The 19,923-nt window shown below is 70.8% G+C and carries 26 protein-coding genes and 1 pseudogene; 13 read left to right on the forward strand and 14 right to left on the reverse strand.

Going from position 1 to position 19,923, the window contains the following annotated elements:
- The 3 genes from ABT369_RS16875 to ABT369_RS16885 all read right to left on the reverse strand — a co-directional run.
- Positions 1-299 (reverse strand): site-specific integrase (locus ABT369_RS16875; protein ID WP_350612845.1); only part of this gene is annotated, 299 nt, incomplete at its 3' end.
- A 144-nt stretch (positions 300-443) separates the two neighbouring features.
- On the reverse strand, positions 444-1,214 hold the full coding sequence (locus ABT369_RS16880) for an ABC transporter permease (RefSeq protein WP_350612846.1): 771 nt from the start codon (positions 1,212-1,214) through the stop codon (positions 444-446).
- Complete coding sequence (locus tag ABT369_RS16885) at positions 1,211-1,945, reverse strand: ABC transporter ATP-binding protein (RefSeq protein ID WP_350612847.1); 735 nt, start codon at positions 1,943-1,945, stop codon at positions 1,211-1,213. The genes ABT369_RS16880 and ABT369_RS16885 overlap by 4 nt, the downstream gene beginning before the upstream one ends.
- 114 nt (positions 1,946-2,059) lie before the next feature.
- Here ABT369_RS16885 and ABT369_RS16890 point away from each other — a divergent pair, with 114 nt between their 5' ends.
- Positions 2,060-3,229 carry a sensor histidine kinase gene (locus ABT369_RS16890; RefSeq protein WP_350612848.1) on the forward strand — a complete coding sequence of 390 codons (1,170 nt, stop codon included), beginning with the start codon at positions 2,060-2,062 and terminating at the stop codon, positions 3,227-3,229.
- Positions 3,226-3,981 (forward strand): response regulator, encoded by a 756-nt coding sequence (locus tag ABT369_RS16895; protein WP_350612849.1) that lies wholly within the window; start codon positions 3,226-3,228, stop codon positions 3,979-3,981. Before ABT369_RS16890 ends, ABT369_RS16895 begins: the two co-directional genes overlap by 4 nt.
- Here the strand turns inward: ABT369_RS16895 and ABT369_RS16900 are convergent.
- Positions 3,974-4,246 carry a hypothetical protein gene (locus ABT369_RS16900; protein ID WP_350612850.1) on the reverse strand — a complete coding sequence of 91 codons (273 nt, stop codon included), beginning with the start codon at positions 4,244-4,246 and terminating at the stop codon, positions 3,974-3,976. The genes ABT369_RS16895 and ABT369_RS16900 overlap by 8 nt on opposite strands.
- Positions 4,247-4,293: 47 nt before the next feature.
- Here ABT369_RS16900 and ABT369_RS16905 point away from each other — a divergent pair, with 47 nt between their 5' ends.
- Positions 4,294-4,440: a hypothetical protein gene (locus tag ABT369_RS16905; protein ID WP_350612851.1), complete on the forward strand. Its 147-nt coding sequence runs from the start codon at positions 4,294-4,296 to the stop codon at positions 4,438-4,440.
- A gap of 13 nt (positions 4,441-4,453) precedes the next feature.
- A complete protein-coding gene (locus ABT369_RS16910) occupies positions 4,454-4,831 on the forward strand; it encodes a hypothetical protein (RefSeq protein WP_350612852.1) in 378 nt (125 codons plus the stop codon).
- A 213-nt stretch (positions 4,832-5,044) separates the two neighbouring features.
- Here the strand turns inward: ABT369_RS16910 and ABT369_RS16915 are convergent, their stop codons facing one another.
- Entirely contained in the window at positions 5,045-5,260 is a 216-nt protein-coding gene (locus ABT369_RS16915) for a hypothetical protein (RefSeq protein WP_350612853.1), read from the reverse strand.
- A gap of 305 nt (positions 5,261-5,565) precedes the next feature.
- Between ABT369_RS16915 and ABT369_RS16920 the strand changes: the two genes are divergently transcribed.
- Positions 5,566-5,973, forward strand: coding sequence for a hypothetical protein (locus ABT369_RS16920; protein ID WP_350612854.1), 408 nt, complete (start codon positions 5,566-5,568; stop codon positions 5,971-5,973).
- A gap of 84 nt (positions 5,974-6,057) precedes the next feature.
- Here the strand turns inward: ABT369_RS16920 and ABT369_RS16925 are convergent, their stop codons facing one another.
- Positions 6,058-6,612: an SUKH-4 family immunity protein gene (locus ABT369_RS16925; protein WP_350612855.1), complete on the reverse strand. Its 555-nt coding sequence runs from the start codon at positions 6,610-6,612 to the stop codon at positions 6,058-6,060.
- 625 nt (positions 6,613-7,237) lie between these two features.
- Between ABT369_RS16925 and ABT369_RS16930 the strand changes: the two genes are divergently transcribed.
- The gene (locus ABT369_RS16930; protein WP_350612856.1) at positions 7,238-7,651 is read left to right on the forward strand and encodes a hypothetical protein; all 414 of its coding nucleotides are present in this window, start codon (positions 7,238-7,240) and stop codon (positions 7,649-7,651) included.
- Positions 7,648-8,037 (forward strand): hypothetical protein, encoded by a 390-nt coding sequence (locus tag ABT369_RS16935; RefSeq protein ID WP_350612858.1) that lies wholly within the window; start codon positions 7,648-7,650, stop codon positions 8,035-8,037. Before ABT369_RS16930 ends, ABT369_RS16935 begins: the two co-directional genes overlap by 4 nt.
- A 243-nt stretch (positions 8,038-8,280) precedes the next feature.
- On the opposite strand, the gene ABT369_RS16940 is transcribed toward ABT369_RS16935, so the two are convergent.
- Complete coding sequence (locus ABT369_RS16940) at positions 8,281-8,469, reverse strand: hypothetical protein (protein WP_350612859.1); 189 nt, start codon at positions 8,467-8,469, stop codon at positions 8,281-8,283.
- A gap of 226 nt (positions 8,470-8,695) precedes the next feature.
- Positions 8,696-9,067, reverse strand: coding sequence for an SIMPL domain-containing protein (locus tag ABT369_RS16945; RefSeq protein ID WP_350612860.1), 372 nt, complete (start codon positions 9,065-9,067; stop codon positions 8,696-8,698).
- A gap of 82 nt (positions 9,068-9,149) precedes the next feature.
- Between ABT369_RS16945 and ABT369_RS16950 the strand changes: the two genes are divergently transcribed.
- Positions 9,150-9,929, forward strand: coding sequence for a hypothetical protein (locus ABT369_RS16950; RefSeq protein WP_350612861.1), 780 nt, complete (start codon positions 9,150-9,152; stop codon positions 9,927-9,929).
- A 69-nt stretch (positions 9,930-9,998) separates the two neighbouring features.
- Here the strand turns inward: ABT369_RS16950 and ABT369_RS16955 are convergent, their stop codons facing one another.
- Entirely contained in the window at positions 9,999-10,514 is a 516-nt protein-coding gene (locus ABT369_RS16955) for an SMI1/KNR4 family protein (protein WP_350612862.1), read from the reverse strand.
- A gap of 176 nt (positions 10,515-10,690) precedes the next feature.
- On the opposite strand from ABT369_RS16955, the gene ABT369_RS16960 reads away from it, so the two are divergent.
- Entirely contained in the window at positions 10,691-10,945 is a 255-nt protein-coding gene (locus ABT369_RS16960) for a hypothetical protein (RefSeq protein WP_350612863.1), read from the forward strand.
- A gap of 156 nt (positions 10,946-11,101) precedes the next feature.
- Here ABT369_RS16960 and ABT369_RS57970 read toward each other — a convergent pair whose 3' ends face one another.
- Together ABT369_RS57970 and ABT369_RS57975 are read right to left on the reverse strand one after the other, a co-directional pair.
- On the reverse strand, positions 11,102-11,170 hold the full coding sequence (locus ABT369_RS57970) for a hypothetical protein (RefSeq protein WP_502891780.1): 69 nt from the start codon (positions 11,168-11,170) through the stop codon (positions 11,102-11,104).
- A 103-nt stretch (positions 11,171-11,273) separates the two neighbouring features.
- Positions 11,274-11,489: pseudogene (locus ABT369_RS57975) on the reverse strand (DUF6924 domain-containing protein); the annotation flags it as partial.
- Between the two features lie 128 nt (positions 11,490-11,617).
- Between ABT369_RS57975 and ABT369_RS16970 the strand changes: the two are divergent.
- Both ABT369_RS16970 and ABT369_RS16975 read left to right on the forward strand, forming a co-directional pair.
- A complete protein-coding gene (locus ABT369_RS16970; RefSeq protein WP_350612865.1) occupies positions 11,618-12,577 on the forward strand; it encodes a DUF4253 domain-containing protein in 960 nt (319 codons plus the stop codon).
- Between the two features lie 140 nt (positions 12,578-12,717).
- Entirely contained in the window at positions 12,718-13,230 is a 513-nt protein-coding gene (locus tag ABT369_RS16975) for a hypothetical protein (protein WP_350612866.1), read from the forward strand.
- Between the two features lie 162 nt (positions 13,231-13,392).
- Here ABT369_RS16975 and ABT369_RS57980 read toward each other — a convergent pair whose 3' ends face one another.
- Positions 13,393-13,869, reverse strand: coding sequence for an immunity protein Imm33 domain-containing protein (locus ABT369_RS57980; RefSeq protein WP_502891775.1), 477 nt, complete (start codon positions 13,867-13,869; stop codon positions 13,393-13,395).
- 176 nt (positions 13,870-14,045) lie between these two features.
- Between ABT369_RS57980 and ABT369_RS16980 the strand changes: the two genes are divergently transcribed.
- Positions 14,046-14,429: a hypothetical protein gene (locus ABT369_RS16980; RefSeq protein WP_344507158.1), complete on the forward strand. Its 384-nt coding sequence runs from the start codon at positions 14,046-14,048 to the stop codon at positions 14,427-14,429.
- A 587-nt stretch (positions 14,430-15,016) separates the two neighbouring features.
- Here the strand turns inward: ABT369_RS16980 and ABT369_RS16985 are convergent.
- The gene (locus ABT369_RS16985; protein WP_350612867.1) at positions 15,017-17,629 is read right to left on the reverse strand and encodes a DUF6493 family protein; all 2,613 of its coding nucleotides are present in this window, start codon (positions 17,627-17,629) and stop codon (positions 15,017-15,019) included.
- Complete coding sequence (locus ABT369_RS16990; RefSeq protein ID WP_350612868.1) at positions 17,626-18,981, reverse strand: SWIM zinc finger family protein; 1,356 nt, start codon at positions 18,979-18,981, stop codon at positions 17,626-17,628. Before ABT369_RS16990 ends, ABT369_RS16985 begins: the two co-directional genes overlap by 4 nt.
- Before the next feature lie 39 nt (positions 18,982-19,020).
- Here ABT369_RS16990 and ABT369_RS16995 point away from each other — a divergent pair, with 39 nt between their 5' ends.
- Positions 19,021-19,914: an ADP-ribosylglycohydrolase family protein gene (locus tag ABT369_RS16995; RefSeq protein WP_350612869.1), complete on the forward strand. Its 894-nt coding sequence runs from the start codon at positions 19,021-19,023 to the stop codon at positions 19,912-19,914.
- Positions 19,915-19,923: the final 9 nt, after the last annotated feature.

A 19,923-nucleotide genomic window follows, 5' to 3' on the forward strand; every position in this document is an offset into this window, starting at 1 on the left:
AGCGTTGGTGACTCGGCGGGGACGGTCGGCCGGCGGACGTAGTCGGCGGGTGAGTGCGGCAGGATGCCGTCGATGACGCAGGTCCTGTAGAAGCCCGTCACGATCGACAGGCGGCGTGAGACGGTAGACGGCTGGTAGCAGCGCACGTCCTGCAGCCAGCGCACATACCGTTCGATGTCGATCCGGACCGTGGCGAGCGGATCGAGGTCGTGGTCGGCGCACCAGCGTCGGAAGACCCGCAGGTCGGACTCGCTGTGCTGCCGGGTCAGGCCGCGGTAGCGACCGAGGTAGGCCGCCACCGTGGCACGCAGGACAAGCTCACCCGAAGGCTCGAGATGAGAGCTGAGGACAGGAAACACAGCCATGTACTACGGTGCGTCACCGGCCTTGATGAACGCCAGCGCTCCCGCCGCGGCAGATCCGGATGGCTCAACTGGGCTGTGTCACGCGTCGCGGTTGGTGCGCCAGGCGCCGAGGACGAGCGCGGCCACCAGGTAGATGAGGAGATCGAGGTACGCCAGGCCGAGCGAGGGGAGGCGGGGTTTGACGGCCAGCGCGTGTACCTGGCCGAGGACGTCGGCGGCGTTGCTCAGGACCAGCTTGTCGGGCAGGTACGACCAGGTCTCCATGGCCCGGGCGGCCGGCCAGGCCAGGAAGATGACCCCGAACATGACGGCGATACCCGCGGCGGTGTGTCGCAGGAGCGCTCCGACACCGTAGCCCACCATGGCCACCACCCACAGGTAGAGGCCGGCGCTGGACACGGCACGCAGCACGCTCGGATCGGTCAGGCTTACGTCGAGGTGGTTGGTGGTGAGCACCGCCTGGCCGAGGAGGAAGGTGCCGAATGCGAACGTCTCGCCGAGTAGCAGGGCCACGGTGCCGACAACGACGGCCTTGGCGATGTAGAGGATGCCGCGGCGGGGTGTCGCAGCCAGCGTGGTCTGGATCATGCCGGTGCCGTACTCGGTGCTGATCGCGAGCACGCCGAGCACTCCAAACGCGAGCTGGGCGAAGGCCAGTCCGGTGAACGAGTTACCAACCGGGTCGAACGCGGCCCGGTCCTGGGCGCTCATGGTGGTCCAGTGGTGTGCGACCGAGGTGGTGTCCAGGAAGCCGAGCCCGGTACCGAGCGCAAGAGCGCACAGCATCGTGAGGTAGGTGGACCGCAGCGAGCGCAACTTGATCCACTCTGCGTGTAGGGCGGCGGTCACCGGTTCACCTCCGTGCTGCGGTACTGCACGGCGTCCTGGGTGAGCCGCAGGTACGCGTCTTCCAAGGTGGACGCGCCGGCCGAACGGACGAACTCGTCGATGCCGGCGTCGGCCAGGAGCCGACCCTTGCCGATCACCAGCAGGTGGTCGGCGGTCAATGCCATCTCGCTCATCAGGTGGCTGGAGACAAGGATCGTACGGCCCTCGGCCGCCAAGGCCCGCATGAGCCCACGGATCCACGCGATGCCTTCCGGATCGAGGCCGTTGACCGGTTCGTCGAAGATCAGGATCTGCGGATCGCCGAGCAGCGCGGCGGCGATGCCGAGGCGCTGGCGCATGCCGAGCGAGAATCCGCGGATCCGTTTGCCGGCCACGGCATCCAGGCCAGTACGGTCGAGGACAGCGGCGACCCGGGCGTGCGGCAGACGGTTACTGGCGGCCAGCCACGCCAGATGCTGCCCGGCCCGCAAACCGCCATGCACCGCACCGGCATCCAGCAGCGCACCGACTTCCCGCAGGGGGTACGGCAGGCGGTGGTACGGCCGGCCAGCGATCAGCGCGCGGCCGCCGGTGGGGGTGTCCAACCCGAGGATCATCCGGATCGTGGTGGACTTGCCGGCGCCGTTGGGGCCGAGGAATCCGGTCACCCGGCCAGGTCGGACCTGGAAGGACAACCGGTCGACGGCGACCGTCGCTCCGTACCGCTTTGTCAGTTCCTGTGCCTCAATCATGGGCAATACCGTGCCGGCCCAGGCCATCCCCCGTCATCGGTCCGCAGGCGTGGGCCGCTCGGACTATGCCTTGCGGCAGATGACGCACCCGGGCCGTGTTCGTAGGCTGGGCGCATGCAACCCCGTCCGCCGCTGTCGCAGCGGCTGCGACCCGGCCAGAGATTCGTCGTCGAGGTCGCCGCCGGTCTCGGGTACGGCCTGGTGGCTTGGGTGCTGTTCGCTCACAAGATCGTTCCGTGGCCGTTGGCGTTCGGTGGTACCGCTCTGGTTGCCCTGCCTGTAGCGATCGGGCAGCGCCGGCTGCTGCTCGGCTTTGCCTGCGCGCTGGTGGGGTTCTGGCTGGCTCCGTGGGCGCCGCTGCTGCCCTTCCTCGCCGTGGCTCCCCTGGGGTACGTGCTCTACCTGGTCGCTGGCCGATACCCGGCGCGGACCGGGCTGCCCGTGCTGGTCGTCGCGCTGACCGGCCCGGCGGCCACCGCGCTGACCGGGCGCGCCGGCGGCGTGCTGCCGTTCGCGGTCGTGCTCGTGCTGTGCTGGACGGTCGGGTACGCCCGGGGTGAGCATCGCCGGTACGGCGACGAGCTGGTACGCCACCATGCCCGGATGGCACAGGTCGAGCGGGAACGGGCCAGGCGCGGGGCCGCGGAAGAGCGCATGCGCATCGCCCGCGAGTTACACGACGTGGTGGCGCACAGCATGAGCGTGATCACCGTACAGGCCGGGTTCGGGCGGCTGATGGTGCGGGAGCGGCCGGACGAGGCCGGTGCGGCGCTGGCCGCCATCGAGACCACCGGCCGGCAGACCCTCGCCGAGATGCGCCGGCTGCTCAACGTACTGCGCGCGGACGGCGCCCCGGACACCCCCGCCGACTTGACGCCCACGCCCGGACTGGCCGACCTGGAGCAGCTCGTCACGCGGACCGGCCAGGCCGGCATCCGGGTCGAGCTGACTATCACCGGCCAGCACCGGCAGCTGCCCGCCGGGGTCGAACTGTCCGCGTACCGCATCGTCCAGGAGGCGTTGACCAACGTCGCCAAGCACGCCGCCGCGACGACCGCCAACGTCGCTGTCGACTACCTCCCGCACGAGCTTGTCATCGAGGTGACCGACCACGGCAGGGGCGGTCCCGTCGCATCGACCGGTCTCGGGCTCACCGGCATGCGCGAACGGGTCCAGCTCTACGGCGGCCATCTCGACGCCGCACCCTTACCCGGTGGCGGGTTCCGCGTTGCGGCCCGGCTGCCGACGCCTGCCCTCGACGCCGTCGAGGAGCCGGCGACGTGACCCTGCGAGTCCTGGTCGCCGACGACCAACCCCTTGTCCGTGCGGGCCTTTCCGGCATTATCGGTACCGCACCCGACCTCGCTGTCGTGGCTCAGGCCGGCACCGGCCGGGAAGCCGTCGACCAGGCCCATCGGCACCGACCCGAGGTCGTGCTCATGGACATCCGGATGCCCGACCTCGACGGCATCCAGGCCACCCAGCTGATCACCACATCGGGTATCGCACGGGTGCTGGTACTCACCACGTTCGACCTCGACGAGTACGTCTACGCCGCACTGCATGCCGGAGCCAGCGGCTTCCTCCTCAAGGACACTCCACCAGCTGACCTGCTCGCCGCGATCCGCACCATCGCCGCCGGCGACGCGCTGCTGGCCCCCAGCGTGACCCGCCGCCTGATCGCCCGGTTCACCGCTTCACCCGCACACCTGCCCGGGCATGAAGCAATCGACGCCGACCCGACCGCCGCCATCACCCGCCAGGTGCACAGCGACACGCCGATGCCCGACGGTACCGGCCCAGTGCCCGCGGACCGCGTACGGCTCGCGCCGGGCCGGCTGGAGCGGATCACCGACCGCGAACGCGAAGTGCTATTGCTTGTCGCGGAGGGCCTCTCCAACCCGGAAATCGCCGCCCGGCTACACATCACCCCCGGTACCGCCAAGACCCACATCGCTCACCTACTCACCAAGCTGGACGTCCGCGACCGAATACACCTCGTGATCCTCGCCCACCGCAGCGGGCTGATCACGTAGTCATCTGCACGGCAAACAACTGCGCACCATGATGCGCGGTCATCGCCAGTACGCAGATAGTCCGTACGGAGTCGATCATGGCGTCGTTTCGTCGGCAACGAACAGCCAGCCCACGGAATCCAAGATCGGCTGCACGCACATCGGCAAGACAGGAAGCGTCTGCCTCGCCGAGCCGGTCACCTTCTGTGACGAACACTGGCCGGCCGCCGCGCAACACCAGCGGCATGTGCGGAAGCCAAGATCGGTTGCGGTCGTATACCGCCACGACCGCACCGTTCCGTTCGCCCTCGGCCATAGGCCGCATTGCCGGACATGAAAGCGCGTTGCGCTGTCGGGATCGGGCTGCAGCAGAATCTGGGCCGAAGCTCCCTGGTCAGCACCGGGCTCGTGCGGGCCGGCGAGATCCTCGACGGGGAGGCGCTGCGGGTGCTGACCTCGGCCGCCACGGGAGGGCGATGAAGTGGCTTATGAGATGAGGTTCTACTGCCAGCAGCCGGACGCGGCGTCCGCGGTCGCGGCGATGGTGCAAGGTGGCGTGCTGGCGCGCTATCCGGGCGCGAGCTTCCGGCAGTACCCGCCGCAGGCCGACATTCGTGAGTTCGACATCGATGCGTCCACCGGGGCGACGCTGTACGTATTTATTGACGTCGACGAAGCGAGAGTTGCCACGGCCACGGCCGACATGCCCGATGCTCCGGCCGGGTTGTCGGCGACGACGTCGATCGCTACGGTCGTCGCATCAGGCGCCGCCGACCCCGCGTTACTGATGGCGTGCGCCACAACATTCGTGGTTGATCTCTATGCAGTGCTGTGGGACGAGATGGACGGGTTCGACGTCTCACTCTCCTGATGCGTTGTTCCGTGCTCGTAGGTCGTCGGCAGGGACGCCGCGGCCTTGCCGAGGACATTCACCCGCGGTGACGAGGACCTGCCGACCGTCGTGCAACAACGGCGGCTATGTGCGCGCACATGATCGAGGCAGCGGTTCGGTTGGGGCTCCGAACTCGTTCGGAAGCATGAACGGACGCCAAGGTCGGCGCCGTGGGCAGTGGGATGAGGATGCTCAGTCGGGGTGCCCGCCCAGTGGGTCGATGGTCATCGTCTGGCGCTGTGGATCGAGCGACAGCCAACCTGCCCACCGCTCGCCGGGCAGTAAGGCCGACCAGTCGATAGTGTTACGCGCACGGGTGTCGGGATCGACCAGCAGCCTGAACTCCCACGGTTGCTGTCCGTCGGGCCCGAACCAGGCGCGGCCGCGGATAACGGGCTTCGGCTGCACCAGCTCGTATTCCTCGGCGACGAGACCGTCGCACCAGTTCCCCCGCAGCTGGAGGTCGTCGAGGCCGCGAACCTCGGCACAGATGCGGAACTCCAGCGCGCCCAGTACTCGTCTTCTTCCACCTGAGGGTCCTCCACAGCAACCGCGCTCAGCTCAAAATGCCACAGAACGCACGCCTCCGAAATCCGCGACGCCATCCACAGCCGAGCATCCGATCGGCGGCACGAGTGTGCATCCGCATCCTGCCGCCATCGTGACCGACCTGCATCGAGTTCTGCACGTCGGCGCTCTTTATCCTTCGGGGCGTGACTGGACCTTCGCCGGTGCCCGAGTTCGAAAGCCTGCGGTTCCTGTGGAACTGCGCCGCCGACTACGGGGCGGACGGCGAAGTACCCGAGGACGCACCGCTCGGAGTTGAGCACCTTTCGCATCTGCTACGTGTCTACAACTCTGCGATGGGCGGTGGTTTGGGCTTCGCCATCGAGGTCAACGAGGAGTTCCGGCTGCGACGCGCCGTCGACGCCGCGCGGTACCTCGGCCTGGTCGGCTTGGCCGAACTGCTGGAGGACCTCATCGCCCGCTACGGAGACGACGCGTATGCCGAATCCAGGGATTCCGATCTGGTGACCATCCTCGGCCAGCGGGACGAGCACCTCGAGGCCGCGTTCCGCGCGAAGGCTGCTGAGTCGCCTGCCGACTTCGGCCTTAGCTGACGACCCGAAGAACCCGCAGCCGGCAATGACCGCCGCCTTCCGCCGCGCGACATCCGCGGCAGGAGCGGACGGGTTAACGAAAGATCAGTAGAGCCACCGGTCGAGCATCGCGGGCCAGAACTGCTGCTCATGATCGCCGTCTCCGATGGCGGCCGGATCAATCGCTTCGATCCGACGGAGGAGATCGGCAAGTTCGGCGAGTGCCTGCTCCTCCGCCTCGGCGCTCTCCCGCCAGCAGCCGATGACCGCCGACGCAGCGAGCCAACTCCCGACCATGTGCAGGGAGCAGAGCCACTGGTTAATCGAGGAGTTTACGAAGGAACTGTCGCCTTGGCCGCCCGCCGACCACAGGCGTACCTCGCCGGTCTCCGGCACGGCGCCGTATTCCCAGCCCGGGTGCGCCGACCCGCCATCGGATAGGAGCGCCAGCCGGTACATAGTCGATGCGGCGCGGAATGCAACCTCGTGAACGACTTCGTCGAGCAATGGCACGCCGCTGGAAAGCAGCGCAGCCTTCGCCGGTTGCGGGAGTCGCCATGCCGCCACATCTGACCCGGTCGCGCACAGTACTCTTCCGCGGCCAGCCCATGACTCGAGCTCTTCCATCGTTGGAAGCGCCAGAGCCTGATCGGAATTCATCGCCAGACGATAGCCCGGGCACTATGCCGCAATGCGTCTGCTGGATCCGCTCATCGGCCAGATCCGCGCGCCGAGCCGCCAGCTGGACCGTCACGGCCTGTAGCGCGCGGATCGCGGCATGTGCGGATGCCGCTCACGGCGGCCGCGCAACTGCGTGCCCGTCATGCTGCGGCGAACTGTCCGGCAAGAGGTCCGGTCAGCCGGCGAGGGCGGGGGCGGCGGCGAGCTCGCGGGCGAAGCGCATCCGGGGCGCGGCAGCCTCGGGGTGTTCGCCGTACTCGCGGGCGAGGATGTGGACGCAGCCCTGCGCGCCGTGGCGGGTGATGGCGTCGGCGACCGCGGCCCAGACCTCGGCGGGGTGACGCTCTGCGACGGCTGCAGGGTGGAAGCGAAGATCGCTTCGGCGGTGAAGCCGGTGACGGTGCCGATCATGTCTGCCCCCTGCTGTGCAGTCCCATGTGCTACTGGTCACCAGTCAACGCCGGTCACGCCCAGGGCGGCGTCACCGAGAACTTCAGCAGCGGTTCCACTGTGTTGGGGTGTGCCCGTCCGCCGGCGAGCAGCGCGGTCACGACGCGGACCGCCGGAAAGGTGGCCGTGTCCGGAAACCTTGGTGCAGCACGACATGGTCCAGGTGATGCAGCGGCGCCCGGCGGGCCTTGGCGTCTCCGAACTCCAACGTACGCAGGTGCCCTGGCGTGTCGCTTGCCCGGCTGTACGCGTGTTCCAGCTGCCACCAGTCAACCGTCACCATGATGCTCGCTCCCGCCAGGCAGACACCGATGATCTCAGCGCTCGCCCAGCCGCCGAGCGCGACACGATCGCGGTCCCGCTCGACGTCGAGTCCTTCGAGGACGTCGATGCCTTACTGGCCTTGGGTTTTCCGGTCGACCCGAGCGAGCGGATCGGTGACGGCGACGACCGGGTGCAGTGCTTCGAACGCGGCCTGCGGAACGTCCGCGACGGCGTCGTCCAGCACTGGATCGCATCGTCAGGGGACTTGCGGTTGGAACGGGATGGAACACCTTCTGGGACATGAGCACCTTGCGCACGAGCGGCGCCGCCGCACTGGCCGCCCTGACCACGATCGGCACCCTCCTGGTGAGCGCCGGGCCGGCCCACGCCGACATCACCGTCGACTCAGCCATCTGCCTGCAGAACGCGACCGGCGCCCTGACGTCGTCGAACCCGGTCGTCGCGGCGCCCGGGCATCCCACCTTCCAGTGGACCGCGTCGCTGCCGTACACGCAGTGCGCCCAGTCCAACGGCCACCTGTACCTGGTCGACAACGGCGTGGCGACGCTGTTGCCGGCCAACTCCGGCAACGGTGTCGAAGGCGGCCCTGGGCGGCACGTGCTGATTCTGCGCGTGAAGACGTCGCTGGGCCAGCGGGACCTGTCGTCGGTCACGCTGACCACGGTGTAGCGATCGCGGCGGAGGGCGGCCGGTCAACGGGGCCGCCCTCCGCCAGTTCGTCGGCCAGTCCGTCGGAGGCGACACCGGTGCCCGGGCTGGCCTAGTGATCTTCCCAGCGTCAACTCCTCCGAGCTGGACGCGACGAGCTCGGCGTTCGCCGCGATCGCCTCGGCGAGTCGGCCGTGCTGCACGAGCCGTACGACCACGTTCCGCCAGGTCTCGGTGGTGATGGGGTCGGCGTCGCCAAACACGTTACGCCTGTTGGGCGAGAATCCGGCGCAGGTCACTCAGGGCAGCGGCTCCGCGCTGCGGATGGTCACAGAGGATGTCGGCGATCGCGCCGCGCGCCTGCAGCATCAGCCGATCGGAGGGCCCGAGCCGGTCGTACAGCGGCCACAGCATCATCGATATGCGCGTGTCGTCGCGCCAACGCTCGCTCAACCGCATCACCTCATAGAGGTACAGGCAAACGTTGGCGACGATGCTAAGAACATGCTCGGACGGATCTTGATGCGCACCCGCACCCAGTTACGCGCCGACCTTACCCAGAACGCCATGGCCCAGGGCCGCCGACAGCGACGACAACACTGAGCGCAACCATCGCGAACGCGCTGTCCGCGGCATGAGTGCGCGCGTGACCTTGAGGGCTGGCGTTGGCACAGGTGGGTCAGTCGCGCGCCACGGCGTAGCCAAGGATCACTGCGGCGGACACGACGATATGGCCTGGGGCGAGGTCCTGGGCCGTCGTCGCGGCAGCTTCGGCGTGGCTGCGGTAGCGGGCAGCGCCCGGCTGCTCCGGATCCACGTCCTCAATGTGCAGAACCATGCCGACACGAACGCCCGCGGCCTCGGCGTACAGGTCGGCCTTTGTACGGGCCGCGGCCACTGCCTTGCGCCGGGCCTCGGCCCGCAGTTCACGCTTGCCGATGACATCGAAGTCGACGCCCTCGATCTCATTGGCGCCGGCCGCGACGACGTCGACCAGCAGCGGCTCGACATCGTCCAGCGCACCGGACTCGACCGCAAAGCGGCCTGACACTGGTAGCCGACGAACTTACGCGACCCCCACCAGGGTTCTCCTGGGGAGGCCCGGCAACGGGTTCCTCCCGGCGTACCCGGGCGTGCGTCAGGCGTTCGGGTCGCGGTTCCGGCGGTTGCACGACCTCGGTGAGGGCTGGCAGCGGGTCAACGTGCTCCCGTTCTACCGTGAGCGGCCGCGGTTCAGCGCCGGTATTCAGGAACTGGCCGCCGCGAGCGGCGCCCCGGCGCTGGCCGCATACGTCTCGGAAAGCTGGTGCGCCCACATCGAGGCGCGCACCCCGCAGGGCGTGGCCATCTCCGCCCATCTCCCCAACATCCAGGATGCGTGCCCGTATCAGCACCGGGAGGGCCAGCCCGAACCGTTCGCGCCCCACCTCGTCGTGGAAGCGTTCGAGGCCTGGGCGACCGAGGCCGCGCGGTCACCGGACCCGGCGACCGTCGCGGCCATCGTCGGCGGCGCCTGGAACGACAGGCCATTCATGGAGGGTCGCGTGCTGGCGTTGATCGCCGCGCTCGGCTTCCCGCCCGGCACGGAGATCCCGCCGCTGTTCGACCCGGACGACAACGCTTTCTGGCAATCCCGCCAGTTCACCTTCCTGGCCGATGCCCGCGCGGCCAACCTGGTCTCCATCGCCGAGCGCGGAGAGCTGCCCGAGCCCGGATGGGATCTGTCCCCGCGTGACATTGACTACCTGCGGTTCAGCGAGACACTCGAGGCCTCGCTCTACGGCGAGGGACTCAGCCGCGACCAGCTGATCGCACAACGCGCACAGCTGGCATCACGCTGGCCCGCCGAGCCGCCCCCATCGCTGGACGAGCTGCGGCGCCAGCGGGCCGAGGCCCGGAAAACGGACTCGTAGAGGATCGAACATATCGCCAGCACGCAATATCAGCGGCAGATCCGGACGTTCGGCATGCGCATGCTGTGCTTACCGGGTCGTTGCGACGACAAAGGCCGTCAAGGGCGGCAGCTCCGCACGAGCGGCATCCATCACCGCTGCCAGGCTGCGGAAGACGCGGCCGGTGTACCGCTGCGCCAGCGCGACGAGTGGCGCGACCGGCTCTGGAAGGCGATGGACGCCGTCGACCGGCTCCAGTGGCCCGACACCGTGTGCCAGGAGCCAGAGGTAGTCGCCCAGGTCCCGAGCGAGGACGCACAGCTCACCTTCAGAACCGAGGAACACGATGGGCTGCGTCTCGATCTCCATGCCACCCGTACGGTCCCAGAAGGCCATCTTCCCGCCACTGCCGTCAACCCCAAACACGCGCAGGGGCGGCTCTCCGGCCGCCGGGTCGCCCGTCCACAGGCGCCACCACTCGGCCGTCTCACCGGGCCACTCGAACTCGGCCTCCGGCTGGAAGTCGTGCCCGTCGTGATCCTCGAAGAACCCCAAGCGGTGCGCCTCCGCCAGCACGACCGGCAGCGCCCGGCTCTCGTCAGCCATCGACGGATCGTATGTGACCAGCGATAGACAGCCCCCGCAGAACGGCACAATCGGAACCTCCGGCTTCCTCAGGCAGCTCACCTGCCGTGACGAGCGCCGACCGGCACCGCGCTCCCGCAGCGGCATGTTCGCGCACCTGATCTTTGGTGGTTGATCACTTTCGTTACGGTGATTGGGTGTTGGAGACTGTGGCCGAGGCGTTGTTCGAGTGCTTGATGTTCCTGGAGCTCAGTGACGACGAGGCGGTGAATCCCGATGATGCGGTGCGGGTGATGGAGACAGTGATGCATCTGCTCGGTCGGTTGTCCATCGCTGACCGGTCCGAGCTGATCCGGCTTGCTCAGGCGCAGGCGGACAGGGAAGTCTCGGCAGTCCGCCGCGAGTTTCTGCTGGCGCTTCCACAGGCGTTCGGCCTCGTCGGCGAGGACTGACTGCAGACGTTCGAGGCGACCGAGGTTGCGCGTAGGTCGGGTGCTCATACCAGCGCTGAGGTCGGGTAAGGCTGGAAACAGAAGGCGGCGTGGGTATCGATCGGTTCGGACGGACTGTCGCTCTCGGCGCGGCAGATTCGCGCACGGGACCTTGGACTACCTGCCGTCGAAGCCGCAAAGGGTGCCCGGCTCGTCCACGGCGTCGGCAAACTCGTGAAAGTCCATGTTCGCGATGCTGAGATTGGCCGAAACGTCGGCATACCATCGGGGCCGAAAGCCGGAACGTCCGACCGGGCTCGTCGTACAGATCGACAGCAAGCAGCGTGCGCTCGGCGTCGGCCATAGTCGTCGCGTCGGCGAGGAACCGCTACGTCAGCTTGTCATCGTCAACCGCGGCGGCATTCGCATCGATGAGGGCGTGAATGGTTACGCCGGCGTGGCGGACGTCGCTGACGTAGGTGGCTCCGCCTACGCCGATGGCGGCCTGGAGATCGGCCCAGGCGGCGTCATCGTTGAAGTCGGTTCGTAGGACGAGCGAGCTCAGTTTCCGGGGGCTGGGGCAGCGACAGCACGTCGACGATCATTTCACTCCAGAGCATCCCCGACGCGACCATGTCGAAGCACACCGTGGTCTGACGTGGCGCGAACTTCAGAGACGACCGCGTCGCGGCTATGTGTGCGCACCTGATCAAGGCCGTCAATCGCCAGCAGCGGCGATGCGTCGCGATGCCGGTGATGCCCAAGGTGAAGTGGGGCACCGACGTGGCCGCTCGTCACGGTACGGTCGTTGGCGTGGTGCGGGTGATGGACGATCCGGGCGAGGTTGCCGTGGCACTGCGGGGAACAGCACTCGATGGGCATCCGGTGGAGCAGGGACTGGGCGACACGATGCTGGTGGAGGGTGTTGTGCCGGCGCGGGTCCTGGAGTCCTGGCGGGCGGCCCGATCGGTGGTGGCGCTGACTGGCCGGTGGCCGGTGCTGACGGGTGTTGGGGAGTTGTACCACGAGCCGGAGCCGCACGAGATCGCCTTGCTGGAGCGGGCAGCTCGCGCCGTCGACCCCTGGTCGATCTACCGTAACTGGGGCGACGATGACCCGGTCGGTCCGAACGACCTGTACCTGCACATGGGCAGCCTCGGCTACGTCAACCTCGCCGCGCGGGCCGAGCGGGAGTTGCCGTTGCCCACGACCCGGCTGGCCGTCGAGGGGTGGCTCTGGGAGACGATTATCGCGGATCCGGATCTCATCGAGCTGGGGCATGGCGTCGCGGCGCACTACGTCGGCACGCGGACCTGGTACACGCCGCGGGACGTGCAGCTCGTCCTCCTGCCAACACCGCATCAGTGGCTGGCACCGGTCTGGGTCAGCTACTACGCCGCTGCTCGGCCCGGCGGGCCGGCGGGGCTGGCGGCGGCGATCCGGCAGTGGGAACGACACTGCGGTGCCGAGTTGGTGGCCTGCTGGACGACGATGTTGCAGTTCGTCGTCGCCCGGCCGCCGACGCTCGGTCCAGACGCATGGCGGCTTGCCAAGCAGCTCAAGGCGGTCGGTGGCAGTCTCCAGATGCCGCCGTGGGCGCTCGCGCTCGCCGTGACCCGCAGCGACGCGTGGTTTCTGCACGACCGTCCGTGAACGCGCTCGACATTCTGCTCTCGGCAAGCCCGTAGACGACACCTCGCCCGACGAGCAGTCCCACGACAGTCCAGCGGACTGATCGCGGCAGATGAGGATGCCGTCGCTCGATGAAGTCGGTCCGTGCGAGGATCGACGGCGTGTCCGAGGAGCAAATGCCGCCCGTGGTCCGAGAGGTGCTGCTCGACGAGGATGCCGTGACGATCGATCCGGCGCTGCCTGCGTTCCTGGCGCCGCCAGAGGACGCGCCCGCGTACCACGGGTTTCCGGTCATCGCGGAGTCCGAGGTCGACGGGTGGCGGCTCGGCATGATCACCGGTTTCGGGGTCGAGGGCGACGGATACGTCATCGCACCCGACGACGGGCGTGCGGGGCTGGTCTGGACGGCCGAGGGCGCGGGGTACTTCCGGGCCGGGCGTCCGCAGTTCTGCGATGAAGTGTGCGGGCCGGACGAGTACACGTGGGGGGTGTTCTCGGTGGGCGTGAGGCTGCCGCTACGCGGCCCCGGCGACGCGCGTGCCTACCTGGCGGCGTTGGTACCGCGGCTGCGCCCGTTCTGGGCGGCGCGGACGGCGCGCCCGCTGGAGGCCGGTCAACTCGACCCGGCGTCCGACCCCCGGCCGAACGGGTTGCAGGCGGGGAAGCAGCCGTAGCCCTGCAGCGGCCGCGGCACGTTGAGGATGACCTCCTCCAGAGACGCCCGGACGCTCCGATCGGATGCGCCGTTCAGCTATGAACACGTGTGCCCACATCGGCTAGATCCGCGCACCGAACCGCCAGCCGGCCACTCACGGTCTGTAGCGCCCGGTCACCTATTAGATCAGGACGACTGACGGGTTAGGACTCGAGAAATGCCTCGTCGTACCAGACGTCCTCGTATCCGGGAGCAAGTACCACTCCCCATCCGGCTGGCAGGGCCAGATATGCAGCAGGTCCGGAAACCGGTCCGTCGCATGTTCGACGTGAACCGGGCTGAAGAATTCGTCATCGTCCTGCGGGATGGGACCGCCTCGCCACACATACCAGCCATTGGTCTGGCCTACCGGCGGGTGGCGGATGGCGTTCAGCGGAAGCAGCTCCGGACCTCGCGCCTGTGCAACGCCGATCATCGTGCCTCTGCCGGGAATCAGAGGCTCAACTCCGAAACGACGGCAAACTCGACGTTGCGCCTGAGAGATCCGCACCCCGCACCTCCCATCGTGTCCACGTGATTCGTTCGGAAGAGTACGGCTCAGCGATGCCCGCCCGCCGGACTCTTCGCGCATTCGGCGCATGACCACGTGCGCGCTCATCGGCTATGTTCGCTCACCCGATCATGGTTACTCGGCCCCGGGCGGAGCATCGTTGAAGCCGATGCGGCGCGCGTCGAACGCGAATCAACTCGACCCCTTCAGCCGAATCTCGTTTCGCCCACGGATCGCGGCTATGAGCGTGCACCTGCGGGGCGCGTCTCCGATACGGTTGCGGGATGCGGCGGGTCACCGATGAAGCGGTTCTGGCAGTCGGCAGGCTGACGTTGGCCGCGACAGAGCTCGAGTATGTCCTGGCGTGGATCGGAGCTGATCAGGCGGGCGGCGACCAGGCGGCGGTGTTCGCTGTTACCGGGGAGCCGTTGCGAGCCGCGCGCGGGTCGGTCCAGTTCGCGCCACCGCAGAACAGGGACGAGTTCATCGGACTGGTCGACGCTGCGGGATCGTACTTGGCGCAGAGTCAGGCCGCGGTGCGGGCGATGTGGTTCGACAACAGCACGGTCAACGCGGCGACCTTCGATGAGATCGCCGGGCTGTTGCTGCGCTGCCGGGATCGGCTGCAGGTGCTCCTCGACGAAGCGGGGCGCGCATCCACCGTGTAGGTCATGGCACGGAAACGCGGTCGGGCAGCCGCGCCTCGCAGGCGCACGGACATCGGCATGTCCGCAAGTTCGGCATGGGGCGGCCGGTGACGGTTCGTGTGCGCACCCGGCCCCGGAGCACTACGACGTCAGTGCCGGGGGTCCGGCCGGAGTATGGGTGGTCCGGAGCCGGCTGACCCGCACCGCTCGTCGCGGCGCCGCCGCACTCGAGAACCGATCACCATCGGTACGGTCGGCCGCGTACTCGGCCGAGCCGGACCGCATCCACGTCTGCGGCAGTCCAGGAGACCGGCGCCCCCTGGCAGGGCGGGATGACGGGCGCCAGGCCAGACCTCGACGGTGTCGTGTCCCGCCGTGCCACCGGCGCGTGCGGCAACACCGACGGCGGCCACCACGGCAACGAGTCGCGTCCGAGGACTCGCCGAGCGCCGTCCGAACTTCTTGCTGTTCTCCCCAAATTTATGATTTTCCCATGCCTGGACCCGAGCGATCCCGGCGACCGAACCGCACCGCGGCAACGCCCCGAACACGAGCGTCGCAGGACGCCGACGCGGGCGCGGGCGGTCATACCCCGTGCCGCGCCGGGCTCACGGCAGGGCGCCGGCCAGCCGTCGGGCCTCCGTGACCAGGCGGGACGATCCCTTCCGGGCGGCCAGCTCGCGCAGGCCCTCGATCCGCGTCCCCGCCGGAGCCGCCGCGGCGGTCTCGGCGGCCAGGGTCAGCAGGTCCGGCGTGCCGCGCGGCGGAGGCTCGGCTGCCAGGAGCGCCGGCAGGGCCGCGGCCAGGAGCCGGAACACGGTGCGCGGGGCCCCCGCGGCGGCCGCGTCGCGTAGCGGCTGGACGGTCCGGTTCACGGTCACCGCGCCGCCCGCCGACAGCAGCCCGAGGTGGTGCCCGGTCGTCTCGGCGTCGAAGGCGTCGCCGGCGGCCAGGAGCAGCAGGGCGTCCACGGCGGCCAGGCGGTCGGACTCGTGCCGGGCGGCGAGGGCGTAGGCGACGGCGATCGCGAGCGCTGGGCCGCCGTCGCCCTCGGTCTCGGCCAGCAGGGGCAGGATCACGGCGCCGCCGCGCTCGTCCATGTCGGCGGCCGCTGCCGTGGCCGGCAGGGCGAAGACGGCGACCAGGCCCCGGTGACGGGGCAGGACGCCGGGCCAGAGCACGTGCCAGCCCTGGCCGCCGGGCATGATCGGGGGCGGGGGCGCGCCGAGCAGGCCGAACGTCTCGCCGCCGCCGTCCGCCTCGGCCGGCGACGTCGTCACCTCGACGCGCAGGGCGGGGAAGCCGGCGTGTGAGTGGTCGTATCTGTGCTTCTGGGGCGGGCGGGGCCGCACGTCGACCCGCCACTGCGGTGCCGGCAGGCCGCCGCCGCGCAGCCACGTCGCGAGGCGGGCGCCGGCCGGGGTGCCGAGGGCCTCGGCCCGCCCGGCCGCGGCCGGGTCGGGACCGGGCGGCAGGCGCAGCATCGCCTGGGCGAGGTCCCAGGGCCACGGGTCGCGGCCGGGGGACTCCCGGTCCGGCGGCTCGTGGGCGGCGCGGGCGGCGAGGCGGTCGAGGAGCACGTCGGTGTCCAGGGCGCCGCTGGTCCACCCCGGGGCGCTCAGCAGGCCGTCGCCCGGGAGGGTCTGCGCGTTGAGGTGCAGGCCGATCTCGGCCAGCCGGGCGCGCAGGAGGCGCTGCGGCGGCGGGATGCGGCGGTCCGGCGGCGCCTCGCCCAGCGACAGGAACCGGCGGGCGGCGGTCAGGATCGCGGCCCAGCCGGAGGGGGACGCCGGCTGCGCGTGCGGGTCCACGGCGGCCTGGAGGACTCCGGTGAAGGCGCCGCACAGGCAGTTGGGGTCCCAGCGGTGCTCGCCCATGCCCTCGCGGTGGCGCTCCAGCACCGGCCGCAGGGCGGCGGCGAGGGCCGGTCGGTCGGCGGCGGCCAGGCGGACGGTGCCGTCGAGGATGCGCTCCATCGGCAGCAGCGCGCTGAAGGGGCGGCCGCTGTAGAAGGCGGCCACCTCCTCGGCCAGCTCGTCGGGGTCGGTGATGGGCGGCGGGGCGGGGACCGGCGGTGGCGGCGGCGGGAGGTCGTCGCCGCGGGTGGGCGGGGCGGCCGGGTGGGCGGGCGACGCGGCCGGGGCCGCCGCCGGGGCGTGCTTGGCCAGCAGCGCGGCGGCTCGCTCGCGCAGGTCGATGGCCGGGTGGTCCAGGGCCTCGGTCAGGGCCGCGGCGATGTCGGCCCCGCGGTCCGGGTGGTGGCGGATCAGCTGCTCCAGCCACGTCAGCTGGGTGCGGACCAGGGTCTTGTCGGGGCGGCGCAGGACGGCCCGGGAGGACTCCAGGACCGCATCGAGGTCCAGGTCGCCGGCGGCGCGCAGGGACTTCTGGGCGGCCGTCGCCACCGGGACCGGGGCGTCGGACAGCAGGCGCAGGTAGTCCCCGGCGTGGCCGGCCACCTCCGCCGGGGCTGGGGCCAGGGCGGTCAGCAGGGCCAGGTAGGCGCGGGTGGCCGGGCGGCGGTCGGTGCCGCGCAGGAGCCGGGAGAGGGTCGAGGACAGCAGTGCCGCGCGGTCGAGGCGGCCCTCCCGGGACAGCTCGGACAGGGCCTCGACCAGGGCCAGGGTGCCGCCGGGGCGGCCCTGCAGCTGCCAGATCAGGAGGCGTTCGCCGGCGCCGTCGGCGGTGAACAGGCGCGGGACGATGTCGTCCAGGAAGGGGTCGGCGCGCAGGCGCTCGGCGACCGGGACCGAGCGCAGGCGGTCCTTGCGCGGATAGCCCACGTCCATCAGCCAGCCGAGCACGAACCAGTCGCCGGGCGGGGCGGGGGCGCCGGTGGCGGTCAGCAGTGCGGCGACGAAGTCCCACGTGCCGTCCCACAGGTTGTCGTCGGTGCGGTCGCTCAGGCGGACGGCGAGGTCGGGCAGCCAGGTGATGCCACGGTCCCGGGCCGTGGCCACCACCGCGGCGGCGGTGGTGGGGATGGGGGAGAAGTCGCGGCGGCGCAGGATGCGGGCGGCGGCCGCGGCCGACGGGGCGGTGCCGACCGCGGCCACGGCCACGGCGGTATACGCGGGGCCGCGCCAGGGGGCGCGGGAGCGGCTCTTGACGTGCGCCTCCAGGGCCTTGAAGGCGGCCGGGCGGCCGGGCTCGTCGAGCGCCGCGACGGCCGCGGCCACGTCCTCGACCTTGCCGTCGGCGATCAGGCCGAGGTCGATCATGCGGTGCTCCCGGCGCTGCTCCCGGCGATGGTGACGGCGAGGGCGTGCTTGCAGGGGCCGCGGGTGCCGCGGTGCTTGCCCCACCAGGGGCAGGTGCAGGTCGTGGTGCCGTCGCGCAGGACGCGGACGCGGTAGGTCTCGGTGCCGCTGCGCACCGTCGCGGCCGTGACGCCCTCGGCGGAAGCCGGGCCGTCGAAGGTGACGGCGCCGGACTCGGCCAGCGTGCGGGCGCCGACCAGGCGCGGGTTGTCGCGCTCGGCCCGGGCCGCGTCGTAGGGCATCACGCGGTGGAAATACGCGGCCTCGGTGACGTCGTAGCCGACCCGCCCCGCGGTGCCGAGCTGGGCCAGGGCGGCCCGGACGCGGCCGGGGTCCAGGGCGGCGGCGTCGGCCAGGGCGGCCACGTCGATCGCCGGGTCCCAGGCGAGGAGGGCGCCGACGAGCTCGGCGTCGTCGGTGACCTCGTCGGTGGCCAGGGACGTCAGGGCGGCGCCCTCGCCGGAGAAGCCGCGGTGGACCTCCGGGGAGAGGGTGAGGGTCAGGCGCAGCGCACCCGTGCGCAGCTCCCAGGCGCTCGCCACCGGCGGGGAGCCGGCCGCGACCGGCGGGCCGTAGACGCGCAGGCTGTGGCCGTGGCGCAGCAGCGGCCGCAACGCGGCGAGCCGTCCGGCGCCGGCCAGGCAGACCGCGCCCGGGACCGGGCGGGAGGTCAGGCGCAGCGAGCGGCCGGCCGGGACCGCCCACAGGGCCGAGCGGTCGCCGGCGGCGGGCAGGCGGCGCAGGAACGCGGCCGCCTCGGCCGCGGGCAGCTCGGCGCGCAGGTCGAAGCCGGCCGAGAGCACGTGGACCTCGGCGAAGCCGCGCAGCCAGCGGGCCGGGAGCGGCACCTTCTTCTCCACGATGGTGCCGTCGAGGGTCGAGGCGGTGAGGGCATCGGGGCCGACGGACAGGTGCAGCGGGTCGAGGCCGGCGATGCGGGCGAGGGCCTCGCGCAGCGGCGGGTTGACGTCGACGTTGGTGGTGCCGTGGCCGAGGACCTCGCCGTCGAGGCCGGGCGGGATGATGTCGAGGCGGGCGTAGACGCCGCAGCAGCCGGAGAACGACTCGAAGCGCAGCCGGTCGTCGCTGCCGGTGACGACCGGGTCGAGGCTGGCCGGGTCGCGGGGCTGGTAGTAGCGGGTGCGGGCGACGTCGGCGACGGCGAGCAGTCCGGCGGCGGCCGCGGGGGGCGTGGTCAGGAAGCCGGAGAAGAAGCGCGGGTTGGCCGCCGGGCCGCCGCTGGTCTGCAGGGCCACCCCATCGGCGCCCGCGGTCGAGGGGGCGAGATACCGGAACTGCTGTACGACGCTCACGTGGCCGACCCTAGCCGCCGGGTGTGACAATTTTTCCCGATGACCGACTTCGGATGCTTGCGTGACAGCCTGGACGGGCTGAGTGTGGGAGACGCCCTTGGGGCACAGTTCTTCGTTCCCGGTACGACCTTCGACGACCTCCTCGACGGCACGGCCCCCGCGGGATCGTGGCCGTGGACCGACGACACCGAGATGGCGAGCGTGCTCGCGGCGCAGCTGATCCAGGACGGCGCCGTCGACCAGGACCGCCTGGCGCGGGCCTTCGCGGACCGGTTCGAGCCCTACCGCGGCTACGGCGGCGGCGCCGTGGTGATCCTGCGCCGCATCCGCGAGGGCGAGCCGTGGCGGGACGTGGCCAGAGACGCGTTCGGCGGGCAGGGCTCGATGGGCAACGGGGCGGCGATGCGGGTCGCGCCGCTCGGGGCGTTGCACGCCGGGGACGCGCGCACGGCGGCGCTGGAGGCGATGCGCTCGGCCGAGGTCACGCACGCGCACGCCGAGGGGATCCTCGGCGCGGTCGCCGTCGCCGTCGCGGCCGCCGAGGCGGGCTGGGCCCGGCTCGTGCGCAACCGGCCCGAGCCGCGGGAGCTGCTCGACGCCGTGGCCGGGTACCTCGTCGACGGCGCCGTCCTCACCGGCGTGCGCCGGGCGCGGCGGCTGCTCGGGGCGAGCGTGGCCGAGGCGGCCTACGAGCTCGGCAACGGCTCGCAGGTGCTCGCGCAGGACACGGTGCCGTTCGCGCTGTGGGTGGCCGCGACCCGGCTCGACGACTATCCGGCGGCGATCCGGGCGTGCGTCGAGGCCGGCGGCGACGTCGACACCACGGGCGCGATCGTCGGCGGGATCGTGGCCGCGTACACGGGCCGGGCCGGGATCCCGCCGCTGTGGCTGGCCCAGCGTGAGCCTTTGCCGCACATCGAGAACGCGGCCTGACTCCGGTTG

The sequence above is a fragment of the Dactylosporangium sp. NPDC000244 genome (assembly GCF_040300725.1).
GTDB lineage: Bacteria > Actinomycetota > Actinomycetes > Mycobacteriales > Micromonosporaceae > Dactylosporangium.